General features: G+C 55.4%; 12 protein-coding genes and 1 tRNA gene. 8 read left to right on the top strand and 5 right to left on the bottom strand.

Annotated elements, in window-relative coordinates:
• The first annotated feature begins 49 nt into the window (after window positions 1–49).
• The 5 genes from U5914_RS01595 (at window position 50) to U5914_RS01615 (ending at window position 7,715) form a co-directional block, all read left to right on the top strand.
• On the top strand, window positions 50–1,552 hold the full coding sequence (locus tag U5914_RS01595; RefSeq protein ID WP_336133670.1) for a type I restriction-modification system subunit M: 1,503 nt from the start codon (window positions 50–52) through the stop codon (window positions 1,550–1,552).
• The gene (locus U5914_RS01600; RefSeq protein WP_336133671.1) at window positions 1,545–2,912 is read left to right on the top strand and encodes a restriction endonuclease subunit S; all 1,368 of its coding nucleotides are present in this window, start codon (window positions 1,545–1,547) and stop codon (window positions 2,910–2,912) included. The genes U5914_RS01595 and U5914_RS01600 overlap by 8 nt, the downstream gene beginning before the upstream one ends.
• Window positions 2,905–5,883 (top strand): type I restriction endonuclease subunit R, encoded by a 2,979-nt coding sequence (locus tag U5914_RS01605; RefSeq protein WP_336133672.1) that lies wholly within the window; start codon window positions 2,905–2,907, stop codon window positions 5,881–5,883. Before U5914_RS01600 ends, U5914_RS01605 begins: the two co-directional genes overlap by 8 nt.
• Window positions 5,876–6,598 (top strand): M48 family metallopeptidase, encoded by a 723-nt coding sequence (locus U5914_RS01610; RefSeq protein WP_336133673.1) that lies wholly within the window; start codon window positions 5,876–5,878, stop codon window positions 6,596–6,598. The genes U5914_RS01605 and U5914_RS01610 overlap by 8 nt, the downstream gene beginning before the upstream one ends.
• An 835-nt stretch (window positions 6,599–7,433) precedes the next feature.
• Window positions 7,434–7,715: a hypothetical protein gene (locus U5914_RS01615; protein ID WP_336133674.1), complete on the top strand. Its 282-nt coding sequence runs from the start codon at window positions 7,434–7,436 to the stop codon at window positions 7,713–7,715.
• 624 nt (window positions 7,716–8,339) lie between these two features.
• Here the strand turns inward: U5914_RS01615 and U5914_RS01620 are convergent.
• Window positions 8,340–8,576 (bottom strand): HTH domain-containing protein, encoded by a 237-nt coding sequence (locus U5914_RS01620; RefSeq protein ID WP_336133676.1) that lies wholly within the window; start codon window positions 8,574–8,576, stop codon window positions 8,340–8,342.
• Window positions 8,577–8,757: 181 nt separating this feature from the next.
• Between U5914_RS01620 and U5914_RS01625 the strand changes: the two genes are divergently transcribed.
• From U5914_RS01625 to U5914_RS01635, 3 genes are all read left to right on the top strand, one after another.
• Window positions 8,758–9,297, top strand: a complete 540-nt coding sequence (locus U5914_RS01625; RefSeq protein WP_336133678.1) for a hypothetical protein — start codon at window positions 8,758–8,760, stop codon at window positions 9,295–9,297.
• The gene (locus U5914_RS01630; RefSeq protein WP_336133680.1) at window positions 9,294–10,163 is read left to right on the top strand and encodes a hypothetical protein; all 870 of its coding nucleotides are present in this window, start codon (window positions 9,294–9,296) and stop codon (window positions 10,161–10,163) included. The genes U5914_RS01625 and U5914_RS01630 overlap by 4 nt, the downstream gene beginning before the upstream one ends.
• A gap of 190 nt (window positions 10,164–10,353) precedes the next feature.
• The gene (locus U5914_RS01635; RefSeq protein WP_336133681.1) at window positions 10,354–10,581 is read left to right on the top strand and encodes a DUF8139 family protein; all 228 of its coding nucleotides are present in this window, start codon (window positions 10,354–10,356) and stop codon (window positions 10,579–10,581) included.
• An 8-nt stretch (window positions 10,582–10,589) separates the two neighbouring features.
• Here the strand turns inward: U5914_RS01635 and U5914_RS01640 are convergent, their stop codons facing one another.
• The 4 genes from U5914_RS01640 to psmA form a co-directional block, all read right to left on the bottom strand.
• Window positions 10,590–11,693 (bottom strand): tyrosine-type recombinase/integrase, encoded by a 1,104-nt coding sequence (locus U5914_RS01640; RefSeq protein WP_336133683.1) that lies wholly within the window; start codon window positions 11,691–11,693, stop codon window positions 10,590–10,592.
• A 141-nt stretch (window positions 11,694–11,834) separates the two neighbouring features.
• Window positions 11,835–11,909 (bottom strand) — tRNA-Glu (locus tag U5914_RS01645).
• Window positions 11,910–12,054: 145 nt separating this feature from the next.
• Window positions 12,055–12,744, bottom strand: a complete 690-nt coding sequence (gene psmB / locus U5914_RS01650; RefSeq protein ID WP_336133684.1) for an archaeal proteasome endopeptidase complex subunit beta — start codon at window positions 12,742–12,744, stop codon at window positions 12,055–12,057.
• Window positions 12,737–13,471 carry an archaeal proteasome endopeptidase complex subunit alpha gene (gene psmA / locus U5914_RS01655; RefSeq protein ID WP_336133685.1) on the bottom strand — a complete coding sequence of 245 codons (735 nt, stop codon included), beginning with the start codon at window positions 13,469–13,471 and terminating at the stop codon, window positions 12,737–12,739. Before psmA ends, psmB begins: the two co-directional genes overlap by 8 nt.
• Between the last annotated feature and the right edge of the window lie 68 nt (window positions 13,472–13,539).

Consider the following 13,539-nt stretch of genomic DNA (forward strand, 5'->3'; position numbering starts at 1 on the left):
CCCCTCCCCCACCGCAGAACATATCATACCCGCGCGGAACTATAGCGATATGCCCCTCTCGCTGGATGAACTGGAATCTCATCTGTTCAAATGTGCTGACATAATCCGCGATGCCGTTGACCCGACCGACTACAAGGAATACATTCTCCCTCTCGTTTACTACAAGTCCATCTCTGACGAGTTCGAGAAGCAGTACAACGAAAACGTTGAGGAGTACGGCGAGGAGTTCGCCCGCCGAAACAATCTCTACGATATTCCCGTTGTTCCTGAAGGCTACCTGTGGGACGACCTTCGCGCAGTTAGCGACAACGTGGATGAAACCCTCAACGAGTCTTTCGAGGCCCTAACCACGGAAAACCCCGAACTCAAGGGCGTATTCCGTGCTGACTATATCGATGCAGATGCCCTCGATGACGACCGGCTTGGCAAATTAGTCGAACACCTCTCGAAATACGACCTCGACCGCGACAGCGTCCCACCGGATATGCTCGGCGAGGCGTACATGGACTTGGTGCGCCACTTCGCCGAGGAGGAGGGCAAGTCCGGCGGCCAGTTCTTCACACCCCCGCACATCGTCAATCTCTGTGTCCGACTCGTCGATGACTTCGAGGACGGGATGACCTTCCACGACCCGACTGTTGGCTCTGGCGGGATGCTCATTGAGGCCGCACGGTACTACCGCGAGGAGCAGGGCGGCGACCCGACGAAGATGACCTTCACCGGGCAAGAGGTGAACCCTGACATTGCCGCGATTGCGAAGATGAATCTCTCCATTCACGGGCTGGATGGCGAGATAGAGCGTGAGGACTCTCTTTCGAGTCCCGCGTTCACCGATGAGGAGAACAGCGAACTCACGCGCTTCGACCGCGTACTGGCAAACTTCCCGTTCTCCGCTGATTGGGCGAAAGACGAACTTCAGGACGACCCCTACGAGCGCTTCGACTGGCACGAGAAACTCCCGCGTGCCGACCGGGGCGACTACGCCTTCATTATGCATATGGCGAAGCAACTCAAGCGTCCAGACACCGATAAGGGTGGGGGCAAGGCGGCTATCGTCATTCCTCACGGCGTGCTGTTCCGCAAGCACGAGTCGCGCTATCGGGAGTATATGCTTGAGGAGGATATGGTGGAGGCCATCGTCGGGCTTCCCGAGAATCTATTCCAGAACAACTCGATTCCCTCCGCCGTCCTCGTGTTGAACACGGACAAGCCCGCCGAACGAGAAGGCGAGGTGCAGTTCATTCACGCCGCAGACGAAGCGTTCTACGAGGAGTTATCGAACCAGAACGAACTGACCGAGGATGGACTCGACCATATCGTTTCGAACTTCCGCGAGTGGGCGACCGAGGAGCGCGTGAGCCGCACCGTGTCACTCGATGAGATTCGAGAGAACGACTACAACCTCAACATCGCGCTGTACGTCGATACCACGGAGCCAGAAGAAGATATAGATGTGGAGGAGGAACTGGCGAAGTTACGCGAGTTACAGGCTGAGCGTGACGAGATAGAGGCGACGATGAACGAGCATATGGAGGCGTTGAATTATGAGTGAAGAGGTCACTCTTGATGAGTTCGCTGACTCCTCGGACACCGAAGACTCTCAAGAACGTGCAACGAGCCGATTTTGGGGTGAGATACCCGAAGGTTGGCGACTCGTGAACGGCTCTGAGGTATATGATGTAAATCCGAATCCGAAGCCCGAGGAGGAGCCGAACACGTATATCGAGATGGACGCTCTCGATACGGAACTCCCGTGGCCGAAATACTTCGGGACGCGGGACGCTTCCGAGTATAGTGGGAAGACGTTCACCAAGGGCGATACTCTCTTTGCACGGATAACACCGTGTACCGAGAACGGCAAAGCGGCTCTTGTTCCAGAAATGGAAACAGAAGTCGGAATCGGGTCAACGGAGTATGCTGTTCTCTCACCAAAGAGGGGTAGTATCAATCCGTGGCTTCTGTACTACTTCGGTAAGTCTCATCCAGTACACAACTATGCAGTTTCTCGAATGCGTGGCTCAACCGGACGCCAGCGTGTTCCATTCAGCGTGTTCCGTCGTGAGTTGGACGTTGCGTTGCCACCACTCCCGGAACAACGCAAAATCGCCACCATACTCTATACGGTTGACCGGGCGATTGAGAAGACGGGAGAAATTATAGACAAATTCGAGTCTATACGTTCGGGACTTATTGAGGACATAGCGACTACTGGCATTGGTAATGAGAACTTGGTTGAACAAAAAGTCCCGATGCTTCCTGAAAGATGGGAAATCCCAGCCCATTGGGAGTTGAAGTTTTTAAAAGACATATCGACTCTAATTACTGATGGCGCTCACCAGACTCCGACATATGTAGACAATGGAATCCCTTTCTTGAAGGTGGAAGATATTAAACAAGATGAAATAGATTGGGATTCTGTAGCCAGGATACCAGAAGAAGAACATAAGACGTTGACCAACCGAGGCAAACCGACGGAAGGAGATGTTCTTTTATCTAAAAATGGAACAATTGGCATCTCCAAAGTTGTCGATTGGAATCGTGAGTTTAGCCACTTCGTCAGCCTCGCATTAATACGCCCTAATCAAGAAATCATCCTCTCAGAATATTTGTCGACATTATTAGAATCTCGAATCTGTATGCGTCAAGCAAACGCACGCTCAAAAACAGGGACGGTAACCAATCTACATCTTGAGGAAATCGAGCAACTTTCAATTCCGGTGCCCCCAATACCTGAACAAAGAGAGATTTTGAAAAAAGTTAGTGCTGTTGAAGACGGTCTTAGCACGGAAAAGGAGTATTTAAACCGCTTAAAGCGCTTCAAACGGGGCCTAATGCAAGACCTACTCTCGGGAACAGTCCGCACGACCGACACTAACATAGAGGTGCCCGAGGAAATCGCACAGTATGGTTAATATCCCATCAGAGGGCGGCGTCGAACGCTCCTGGCTCTCGTGGCTCGACGGCGTCGGATGGGAGACACACGGGCAGGACGGCGACCGAGGCGCGAACGTCCTTGACGAGGACTACGAACGCGACAGTCACGAGGTCATCTACTGGAACCTCCTCGCTGAGCAAGTCATATCGCTAAACGAGGAAGTGAACGAAGAGAACATAGAGCAGTTCATCTCCTCACTCCGCCGTGACCTCGATTCCGAGAACCTGATGGACGGAAATCGTACCTTCCACCAGTTGCTCACCAAGGGAAAGACGTTCTCCGTCAACACCGATAAGGGCGAGAGGGAGACGGTTTACGTCGACCTCATCGACTACGAGAACCCCCGGAAGAACCGCTTCCACGCGGTAAACCAGTTCTCTGTCTCCCGCGAAACGACCATCCGACCGGACGTGAACCTGTTTGTCAACGGGATTCCGCTCGTGACGATGGAACTCAAGAGCCTCGCGCAGGATAACGACTGGCACGACGCCGTCCGCGACCTCAAAGATTACGAGGAGGACGTGCCACGTCTGTTCGTCCCCGGTTTGTTCAACGTCGCCGCCGACACGATGGAACTGCGATACGGCGCGGTTGATGCCCCCCGTGAGTTCTACGAACCGTGGAACGACGCCCCCGAGAAGTTCGAGGACGAAAATGAGATGCGGCAGGCGGTGCAGGCGCTCTGTAATCCTGAGACAATCCTCGACCTTTTGAAGCACTTCGTCTTCTACGAGCGCCGAGCCGGTGGAGACGCGAAAATCGTCCCGCGATATATGCAGTACTACGCGGTGAATCGCATCCTCGAACGTGTCCGTAAGGGCGACCACAAACGGGGCCTCATCTGGCACACCCAAGGGTCGGGCAAGTCCTTCACGATGCTCTACGCCGCCGAGAATCTTCTCTCACGGGCCTCAGTATCCCGCAACCCGCAGGTGTTCATCATCGTCGATACGGACAAGTTGAACAGCCAGATGCGCGACCAACTGGCTAATCTCTCTTTGGAACAATGGACCGAAGCCGAGAGTATCGACCACCTACAGCGACTCATCGAGGAGGGAAGCAGTCAACTCGTCCTCACGACCATCCAGAAGTTCGAGGACGTTGACCCCAACGTGCAGGGGAACGACGAAGTCATCGTAATGTCCGACGAGGCGCACCGATTCATGGAAGGTGGGCTTGGTACTCGACTCGATAACGCACTTGAAGGAGCCTACCATTTCGGGTTTACTGGAACGCCTGTTCAAGAGGGCAAACGCTACGCTCCCAACGAAAGAGAACAAGCAAAACGCAATACTATGCGTGAGTTTTGTCCGGAGGGCGAGGACTATCTTCATCGCTACTCGGTCAAACAAGGCATTGACGACGGCCTGATTCTCCCTGTTTACTTCACGCTCCGCCACGAGATGGAGTGGAATATAGACGAGGCTGGACTTGACGAGGAGTTCGAGCAGACGTTCCGCGGAATGACGACCGACGAGAAACGCGAGGCCATCCGCGAGAACGTAACCGCGAGAACGCTGGCAGAAATCGAGCCGCGCGTAGAGCGTGCGGTCGAAGAAATCGACCAGCATTATGACGACCACGTTTCCCCGAATGGCTGGAAGGGAATGGTCGTGACACCAAGCCGCCGGTCGGCGGCGATGTACGGTGAGCAGCTCATCAAACGGCGCGACGAGGATGAGGTGGAAGTACTCTACACGTCGAACAAAGACGACCCTGACCTCATCCAACAGTTCCACACGGATTCAGAGGAACGCGATAGCATCGTCAAGGCATTCAAAGACGACGAGAACCCCAAACTGCTCGTCGTCCATAATATGCTTCTGACGGGCTTTGACGCCCCAATTCTGAAGACGATGTATCTTGACCGCAACCTCAAGAACCACAATCTAATGCAGGCTATCGCCCGGACAAACCGGCCCGCAAAGGGCAAGGAGAACGGCGAGATTGTGGACTTCCAAGGCGTCTTTGAGAACATCGACGAAGCCCTCGATTACGACGCTGAGACGAAGGCCTACGCCGCTCGTGACAAAGACGAACTCTATGACGACCTCGTTGAGCAGGTCGAGCAGGTGATGGAAATATTCGACGGGATTCCGAAGACGGATACCCAAGAGGCAACTTCCAAAGCGGTCGAACGTGTCAGTACACACCCGGAACGCCGGGAGTTCAAGCAGGGCTTCCGCCGGCTCGAAAACCTCTACGAGGCGGTTGCCCCTGACGGGCGGCTCGTCAGCGAGGGTATCCAGCAAAAGTACAAGTGGCTTAGTCGGATTCACGTCGCCTTCAAGCGCACGACCTCAGGCGAGGACAACCCCGAGAAGGAGATGCGCGAAAAGACCCGAGAGATAATCAACGAACACGTTGAAATCGGGGAAATCAAACGCGACTTCCCCACCTACAAACTCGGGGAAGAGTATCTCGAAGACGTTGAGGGATTAGACAATCCCGGCGTAAAGGCCAGCCAGATTGCGCACGCGACCCGCGAACATCTGCATCCCCGAGAGAACCAGAATCCTCGCTACAAGCGCCTGAGTGAGCGCGTTACGGACATAGTCGAACGGTGGCAAGGCGATGAGATAGGCGACCCGGAGGCTGTTGAGGCTCTGAAATCGGTCGAGGAGCAAGTATTGGAGGTCGAGGAGGAAGCCGAAGAGCAAGGAATGGATAAAGCGGAGTTCGCCATCTACACACATCTGACTGAGGAGACACCGTCGGCGGTCGACTCCGATAAGGGGGAGGAGGTTGCCGGGGAAATCGTCTCTCAATTCCGCGAGCGAGTGGACCGCGGTTACGAAGGCTGGAAGACCAACCAGCAAACTATCGCGGAAATCGAGCGTATCCTACTGGATGTACTGGTTGTCGAACACGACCTCGGCCACCTCATCCAAGAGGAGGACGGGTTCGTAGACGCTATGCGGGACTATCTAATCCAGAATCATGGCTAAGGCTCAACGGCGAGAAATAGAGTTGTTGGGAGAATCCGTTGAGTTTGACGTTCGGCATAGTTCGGAGGCTTCAGAACCGCGGATTGACGTGGATATTCACGGAGTTACGGTGGTCGTTCCTGACTCCGAGGAGGTTCGACCAGCAGAGTTACTCAGCGAGAACGCGGCATGGGTTATTGAGAAGAAGCGCCGATATGACGGGTATCGAGAGGAGGTTCCGGAGCGGGACTTCGAAGAGGGTGCTGTCTTCCCGTATCTTGGCGACGATTGTGAGGTTGTCGTCGAGCGTCGTCCCTCATCGAGCGTGGTGAATGGGTATTTTCGACTGGCGGAATACCACATTGAGGAAACCTCGCTCAAGCGTGCGCTCGAAACACTCTATCGACGCAAGGCCCGTGAACGATTTGAGAAGCGGGCAGATTACTTTGCCGAGGAGATGGGGGTTGAGTTCGAGCAAATCGAGGTGAGAAATCAACGCACAAAGTGGGGGTCATGCTCTACGACCGGGACACTTGGCCTGAATTGGCGGTTAATGATGGCTCCCCCGGAGATTGTGGATTACATCGTAATTCACGAACTCGCTCATCTCCGAGAGCCGAACCATACCGATTCCTTCTGGTCGCTCGTCGCAGAACATGACCCGAAGTACGAGGAACACGCCCGGTGGCTGAAAGAAAATAGCGTCAAACTGATTTTCTCAGACGAAGACCTCTGACTATACGGAGCTATATACGGATTATTCGACGCGAGGAGTTGCCGCGGGAAGGGCGGGGCTAAGAAATCTGGCCGTGAAATTTAATCCAATTCCAGAGGGAGAGAATTTCAAAATACAATGAGTTATCCTCAAGCTTTACCTGTGTGGTATTTGTTAAGACCATCGGGGCAATCGCCCCAAGGTTGTGTCCCGCCTCTTCGGTTAGGGATTCATGGCGGGGTTTGGTCGCCCCGCTTTTCTGAGATGATTCTCCACATCATCTGAGAGATTCATGCAGTAGAAATGATGACGACCACATGACTAAGCCTGAGCAAAATAGGTTAAGCCGATGGGGAGAACGAAAAGTTCTGACTATATTCGTGGCCATTTATTGATTGGCTAACGGCAATGGGTCGCCGCGATAAGGTCGCTGTTTCGGACTGCTGGATAGCGTTCTGTTTGTAATTGTTCTGTAGAACCCCGCCGTTATCAAATCAGTTTTTAATATTGCAGGATAGCCAGAATGACCGCCGAAGCCGCACCGGAACGGTCGGCAGGGCGACCAGAGTGGTGCGGTGCGGCGGCGGTCTGCTGGGCTGTCTGCGACCCCCACCTTATCGCTGTGAACATCTCAGGAAGACCCCGAGATTATCCTACTAACCATATCATTTCATGATGGAGCCACGGGTATCTGAATGTCTTCTATTGTGGTCCACATCACTTCACCTCCCCCAATTAATTAAATGATAGAGGTTTATATACCCCCTCCCCTCGATTCCTCTTAGAGCCAGTCCTTGCTACCGTCACTACGAGTTCGCCAACTCTGTTCTGCGTTGCCGTCTACTTCGTAGGCGTCGTGACGCTGAATATCGAGTTCCTTATTGCGGATTTTGTAACTGACTTTCCCGTAGACGCTTTGGAACCATTCGTGAGAGATGCCGAAGTCCTCTCGACACTCCTCAAAATAGTAGTCACGGTCCTCGGGCTTTGTTTGTGGATGATACTTTCGGCGGTCATCCATCTCATGGACGAGATACGCACAGGTACAGAAGGCGACAACCCTCGATTTGATTCCCATATTACTCCGTTGAAGGCCGTCAAACCACCGAATGGCCTGCTTGATTTCCCACTCGTCTAATCGAAGCGTATCACTCATACATTGTATGAGGTTGCGATTCAATTGATATGTTTCATAGTGGCCATTCTGCCATTTTGGGCCGTTCTGAAGGCCACTATTCAACCTATCAAGGTATTTATAATATAGTTTCTTACTTTCAGGGCGGTATCCTTTGGGCCACCTGCCACCATTCCATTTTTGCCAGCCGATTCTCGTTGCGTTGTTTGTATCGCTGTCGGTGAGGTCGCTCGGTACATGATATGCTGGTGTAGTATGCATTGATGCGTTTGGAGAAGGCAAAACCGACGCTTATCGAAACGACCCTGCGGCTCTCGGACGCTCGATAACTCTCGATAGGTACGAGAGATTTGACTACGGCAGAGAAAGTCCGAGAGAAGCCGGAACCACGTCGACCTGCCCTCGCTAAACTATAGTGTGGGATGCAGTAAAGAGATGCCGATATACCATCGGTAATAAACCCCAAAATCTGATAAGAACCACTCAACTTTGTACGCGGCTGGTTACTAAAGAAACCGGGTGGGGGGTCACTCCAATGTTCCAACTGGAGAGGTATGACCGACAGACAGGTTTCTCCAAGGGGGCCGTTCCCTATATCCTCCATGAGCCGGAATCAGGCCACTATCGCTACTCGTCCATCCGGATATAAACTGCCGCGCGCGCCCCAACCTTCTTCTTGTGTATCTCGTCTCGGTTTACCAACTCTTCGAGTTTGTTGTAAGCGGCGGCCCGAGAACAATCCAGCATCTCGGCTACCTCGCTGGCTGTCAAAACAGGGAGTTCCGCTTCTTCAAAGGCATTTAGCACGTCCTCAAGTGTTACCTGCTCTGTGTACTGACCCGTCTCATCTCGCTCGCGGTCCATGCGTATGTACCCACGCGTACGGTGTATAATTCCTATGTCTTCGTGGTTATTGGAAAAGACTTATTACCAATAACTTCGTGGTTATTGGTAGGAGGTTGCCTGACCCTCAGGGCGTGGCGGTTCGGAAAACGCCCGGTGCTTGAGACACCGGACGGGTGGCCTTCTCAGGTGCGAGAACGCCATGACTGACTACAAGACGGCGGAAGGTCAATCTTCCGTCACGGACGGCTGTCCCGACCTTGAAAAACGAGACGTGCGAGCGCTCACGGAGTACATGACTACCCTGCCGTTAGGAGGTCATCTGTACTCGGTGACGACTGAAAGCGGTTCTGAGTACCACGTTGATGCCCTTGAAGAGCGCTGTACGTGCCCGGATTACGAACAAAACCTCCCAACGGACGACGGGCGGGAGCGCTGTAAGCACCTCGCGAGAGTTGCTTTCGCTACGGGCGAGCGCTCAATCCCGGAGTACGCTAATGTTGATGCGATAGACTCACAACTCGGAGAACATACTGAGAACTCTGCCTGTGGCGAGCAGCCCCCCACCTTATCGCGGTCGAACAACGACTCCGACCAATCGGGAAGGGGGACCCTTCGGACTGATGGCGGTGCGATGAGCGTCCCTGAAGATACCGATGTCTGTCAGAACGGGAACGAGTGCTGTGACGGCCCTGACGGGGAATCCTTCCCCTGCTTTGATTGCTACGAGGTGGACCAATGACTGACCACACAAACGACGAACGGACGGTTCGCTGTCCGGTCGATGGGTGTGAGGCTACGCCGCTCGCCCGCGGAATCAATCTCCATCTCATGCGGTCGAGTGGCAACGGCCACGGCCCACAGGGAGAGGTTCCCGACCATATCTCGACAGACGACTTGGAGACGGTCGGAACAGAGTCCGTCCAGATGGACTATCCGGAGGAACGAGAAACAGAACAAGTCGCCCGGCTCTGCCCGTACTGTTCTACCCCATACAAGGGAACTAACGGCGTTCTCATACATCTCGGCCAAGTCGCAGGGAGAAAGAACCATCCCGAAGATGCGGCCAAACAACACGATGAGAGCGATTTCCCGGTCGTTGAGGTTGACGAACGGGGGAACATCATTAGCGTTGTAGATGACTCAAGAGATACCGAGATTTCTGACACCGATAAGGGTGCGGTGTCGAAACAGCAGGTCTATCACCTGATTGCTGATTTCATGGCGAACGGAGATGCAGAGGCGGCGGCGCGTGTTCGTCGAAAACTACTGGGCATTGAGATAGAAAATCGAGCCTTGAGTCAGAATCCGTCACACGATGATGTCTTCTCTGCTCTCGTGACCTATGCGCAAGCAGGCCAGACCGACCACTCTGTAACCGCCGCGCTTGAATCCGAGGGTATCATGGTTGCCTGTCGCGGTGAATCAGCCTTCTACAACGCTGAGGAAGCCCGAGATGTGGCGGCGGGACTGGAACGCGCCACCAGCGAGGACCCACGACATGGGACAATTGCCGACCTTATCGCGTTTCTTCGCTACGGAGCCAATGTTCTCGATGAGAACCACCCGAAGCGTGGACTCCATGTCGAGTTCGGGAATTGGAGGTAATTCTCCATGCCTCTTGCCCGCCGTGTCACCGAGTCGTGTCCCCGCTGTGGAGATGATAGCGATGTGTGGCTCTTCGAGAAGACCGAGCCGACCCTGACCAAGGAACAATACTCCTGCGAGATATGCGGGTGCGAGTGGACGGAAGTTAGATAGGACTAACCCGCTCTCGCCCTTATCGCGGTCTAAGCAGATGGAGCAGTTCACCGAAGGCGACCGTGTTCGGGTAGACATCCCCGATACGACAGACCCCGACCACGACCGATACCACGGCGTGCATGGGACTGTTGTGGACGTGCTGGAAGACGAGATTAGCGAGGTAACAGGCGATGACCGCGATGAAGAGATTTATCGCGTAGAATTAGAAAACGGGGAGACGGCTGATTTTCGATGGCGTGACCTACGACCCCCGATTGAGTGAATAGTCCTTCATCGCTTGTTAGCGAGATTGGACCGTTCCTCGCTCGATGAGTGGACGTACTTTTTCGTCGTCTCCGCGCTCGTATGTCGGAGTTGTTCCTGAGCGTCAACGAGCGTCCCTTTCTTGGCGTAGAAAGTTCCCGTTGCGTGCCGAATGGAATACCAACTCACGGAGCGATGCTGTGTGTTGATACCTGCATCCTCGCAGAGATTCAGGATGAGGTAGCGAAGACTACTACTGCTGTATGGGTTCCCTTCACGGGTGAGCCATATCTCATCGCGTCCCTCGTACTTCTCGATATTCTCTCGCTGTTCAAACCAGTTCTTGAGGGCACGAGTAGCCATATCGCTAATTCCAACCCGCCAATTCTCGCGGTTCTTCGAGGATTCGTCAGCCGGGATGATGAGGCGACTATCTTCGAGGTCAAGCCAACTCACCTTACTCCGCTCAACTTCGATGGGGCGAAGGCCAGCGTCAATGCTCACTTTCACGAGACTCGGGATTTTCCAGTTATCGACTTTCTCCCAGTCATCGGGAACGACCTCGCTTTTCGGTTTGCCGAGGCTCATCGCGATATAGCCCTTCCATTGGCTTCGCTCAACGGGAGTCAGGTCGTTGTAGGCCGGGAGTTGGTTGTAGTTGAGGCTCGCGTTGTAGAGTTTCTCTATCTCCGCTTCTGAAAACACGTCGTTGATGTTGCGTTTACCCCCGGCCTTCGGGATGGAGTACTCCGGCTCCCACTCTGTTCGGTCATCATCAAGCGATTGGTAGTGCTTGAACAACCGCTTGAGTGCTTTCTCTGTTCCCTCAGCGTGACTGGCAGAGCAGTCTTCATCGAGGAGGATATTCTCCATATACTCGTCCGCCTCATCGTGTGTGAACTCTGTTTTGAACTCGTCGTTGTCCCACACGAAGCGGGCAAAGTGGTCAGTTCGGTACAGGGTGTCCTTCGTGGTATGAGCCGAATACCCCGTGAGTGATTTTGGTTTCTTTCCGCGTTCGAGAAGCCAGTTAGCGAACGCTCGGCGTTTGACTTCCCACGTTTCGAGTTGTTTGTCGGTAAGTGCTATTTCGTCGTCTTGGGTCGTGACGGGCAGGTTTTCGAGGTCCATTTGTGTATTTGCCCTAACACGTTGCAAAACCGCAAGACTGCGGTGGGATGGGAATTACACCCTACTTCCTTGTTGCAACGATTCGGTTATTCACGACCAGAAAGAACCTCGAAAAACCGCAAGACGAGAGTGGATTTCCTATGCTCCGTCAGGGATTCGAACCCTGGTCCTTGCCGTGAGAGGGCAAGATGATTGGCCGGACTACACCAACGGAGCGTTCGTCGCATCTCAACGTATCCGGGAGAAACGTATAACGGTTGTGTTTCGGCGTAGCCCTGTTGTGGTTTCACACCGCGAGGGCCCGTGTCGGCCGGCGGTTCTCGAAGCCGAACAGAGAACGTCGACGGAACCCGAATCCCGATTACAGGACGTCGTCGAAGTCCTTGTGGCCGCGGATATCGACGCCCTCGTCGGTGACCGTCGCGAGGTAGACGCCGTTGCCGGAGCCGGTGTCGCGTTCGACGGCCGCCTCGACGGCACGGGCCGACAGCGTCGTCGCCGCGTCGATGTCGAGGTCGGGTTCGTAGTCGTTTTCGAGGACACCGTAGGCGAGTTGCATCCCGCTGCCCGTGACGGTGTAGTCGTCGGCCATGACGCCGCCGGCGGGGTCGATGGAGTAGACGTGGCTGCCCTCGTCGTCGACGCCGCCGAGGATGGGGCGGATGGCACGGAAGGGGCCGCCGCGGGCGAGGTTGCCCGCGAGCGTGCCCAGCGCCTCGATGTTCATCGGCTCGCCGCGTCGGGTCTCGTACAGCGAGGATTCCGCGCGAAGCGAGCGGATGAAGGACTGGGCGCCGCCGACGGAGCCGACCAGCGTCAGCGCCGCCGTCGGGTGGATCTGCTCGACCTTCTGGACGTTCTTGTTGGAGACGAACCGGCCGCCGAGCGACGCGCGCATGTCGGTCGCGATGGCGACGCCGTTCTCGGTGGAGATGCCGACCGTCGTCGTCCCGGTCTTGTTGACCGTTTCGTCCTCGCCCGGCGTCGAGGGCACCTGACCGAGTTCGGGTTCGTACGGCGAGGCCGTCTCACCGAGACGGTCCTCATTCATCGTTCTCACCGCCGGTTTCGGGGAAGTGCTCGGCGACCTCGTCGGTCGAGAGCGTCCGGAAAGCCTCGGTCTCGGCGTCGACCGTCGAGAGTTCGACGTTGCCGGGTTCGAGGTCCTCGTTCGCCGAGACGAGCGCCTCGACGGCGAGGTCGATACCGTCTTCGAGGCTGATGTCCTCGCTGTAGCCGGCTTCGAGGGTCTCCTGAATCTCCTCGCGGTCGCCGCCGACCGCCGTCGCCTGCCACTCGTAGGGCGTCCCCGAGGGGTCCGTCTCGAAGAGGCGCGGTTCGCCGTCGTAGATGCCGCCGACCAAAAGCGCGACCCCGAACGGGCGAGCGCCGCCCGTCTGGGTGTACTCCTGGATGTGGTCGGTGACCGACTTCGTCAGCGTCTCGACGGGAACTGGCTCGCTGTAGCGGAGCCGTTCGGTCTGGGCGCGTCGCCGCGCGAAGTCGATGAGTTGGCGGGCGTCGGCCACGTGGCCGGCGCTGGCGATGCCGATGTGTTCGTCTATCTTGTGAAGCTTTTCGACCGAGGACCGCTCCATGAGCGGCGACCGGACGCGCCGGTTGGCGGCGAGGACGACGCCCTCGGAGGTCCGAACGCCGACGCTGGCGGTCCCACGGGAAACCGCTTCCCGGGCGTATTCGACCTGATAGAGGCGTCCGTCCGGGGAGAAGATGGTGATCCCGCGGTCGTACGCCTGCTGTTGTGAATTACCTTGCATAGTGTGAGAGGCCAGAGAGCCTTACCCCGGGTTAGGAGCCCCCTATATATACGTTCCTTATAATGGGA

Source organism: Natronomonas amylolytica, from assembly GCF_037031205.1.
GTDB lineage: Archaea > Halobacteriota > Halobacteria > Halobacteriales > Haloarculaceae > Natronomonas > Natronomonas amylolytica.

Coding starts and splice junctions, on each gene's coding strand:
- U5914_RS01595 (WP_336133670.1), top strand. CDS start 50: ATGCCCCTCTCGCTGGATGAACTGGAATCTCATCTGTTCAAATGTGCT.
- U5914_RS01600 (WP_336133671.1), top strand. CDS start 1,545: ATGAGTGAAGAGGTCACTCTTGATGAGTTCGCTGACTCCTCGGACACC.
- U5914_RS01605 (WP_336133672.1), top strand. CDS start 2,905: ATGGTTAATATCCCATCAGAGGGCGGCGTCGAACGCTCCTGGCTCTCG.
- U5914_RS01610 (WP_336133673.1), top strand. CDS start 5,876: ATGGCTAAGGCTCAACGGCGAGAAATAGAGTTGTTGGGAGAATCCGTT.
- U5914_RS01620 (WP_336133676.1), bottom strand. CDS start 8,576: ATGGACCGCGAGCGAGATGAGACGGGTCAGTACACAGAGCAGGTAACA.
- U5914_RS01625 (WP_336133678.1), top strand. CDS start 8,758: ATGACTGACTACAAGACGGCGGAAGGTCAATCTTCCGTCACGGACGGC.
- U5914_RS01630 (WP_336133680.1), top strand. CDS start 9,294: ATGACTGACCACACAAACGACGAACGGACGGTTCGCTGTCCGGTCGAT.
- U5914_RS01635 (WP_336133681.1), top strand. CDS start 10,354: ATGGAGCAGTTCACCGAAGGCGACCGTGTTCGGGTAGACATCCCCGAT.
- U5914_RS01640 (WP_336133683.1), bottom strand. CDS start 11,693: ATGGACCTCGAAAACCTGCCCGTCACGACCCAAGACGACGAAATAGCA.
- psmB (WP_336133684.1), bottom strand. CDS start 12,744: ATGAATGAGGACCGTCTCGGTGAGACGGCCTCGCCGTACGAACCCGAA.
- psmA (WP_336133685.1), bottom strand. CDS start 13,471: ATGCAAGGTAATTCACAACAGCAGGCGTACGACCGCGGGATCACCATC.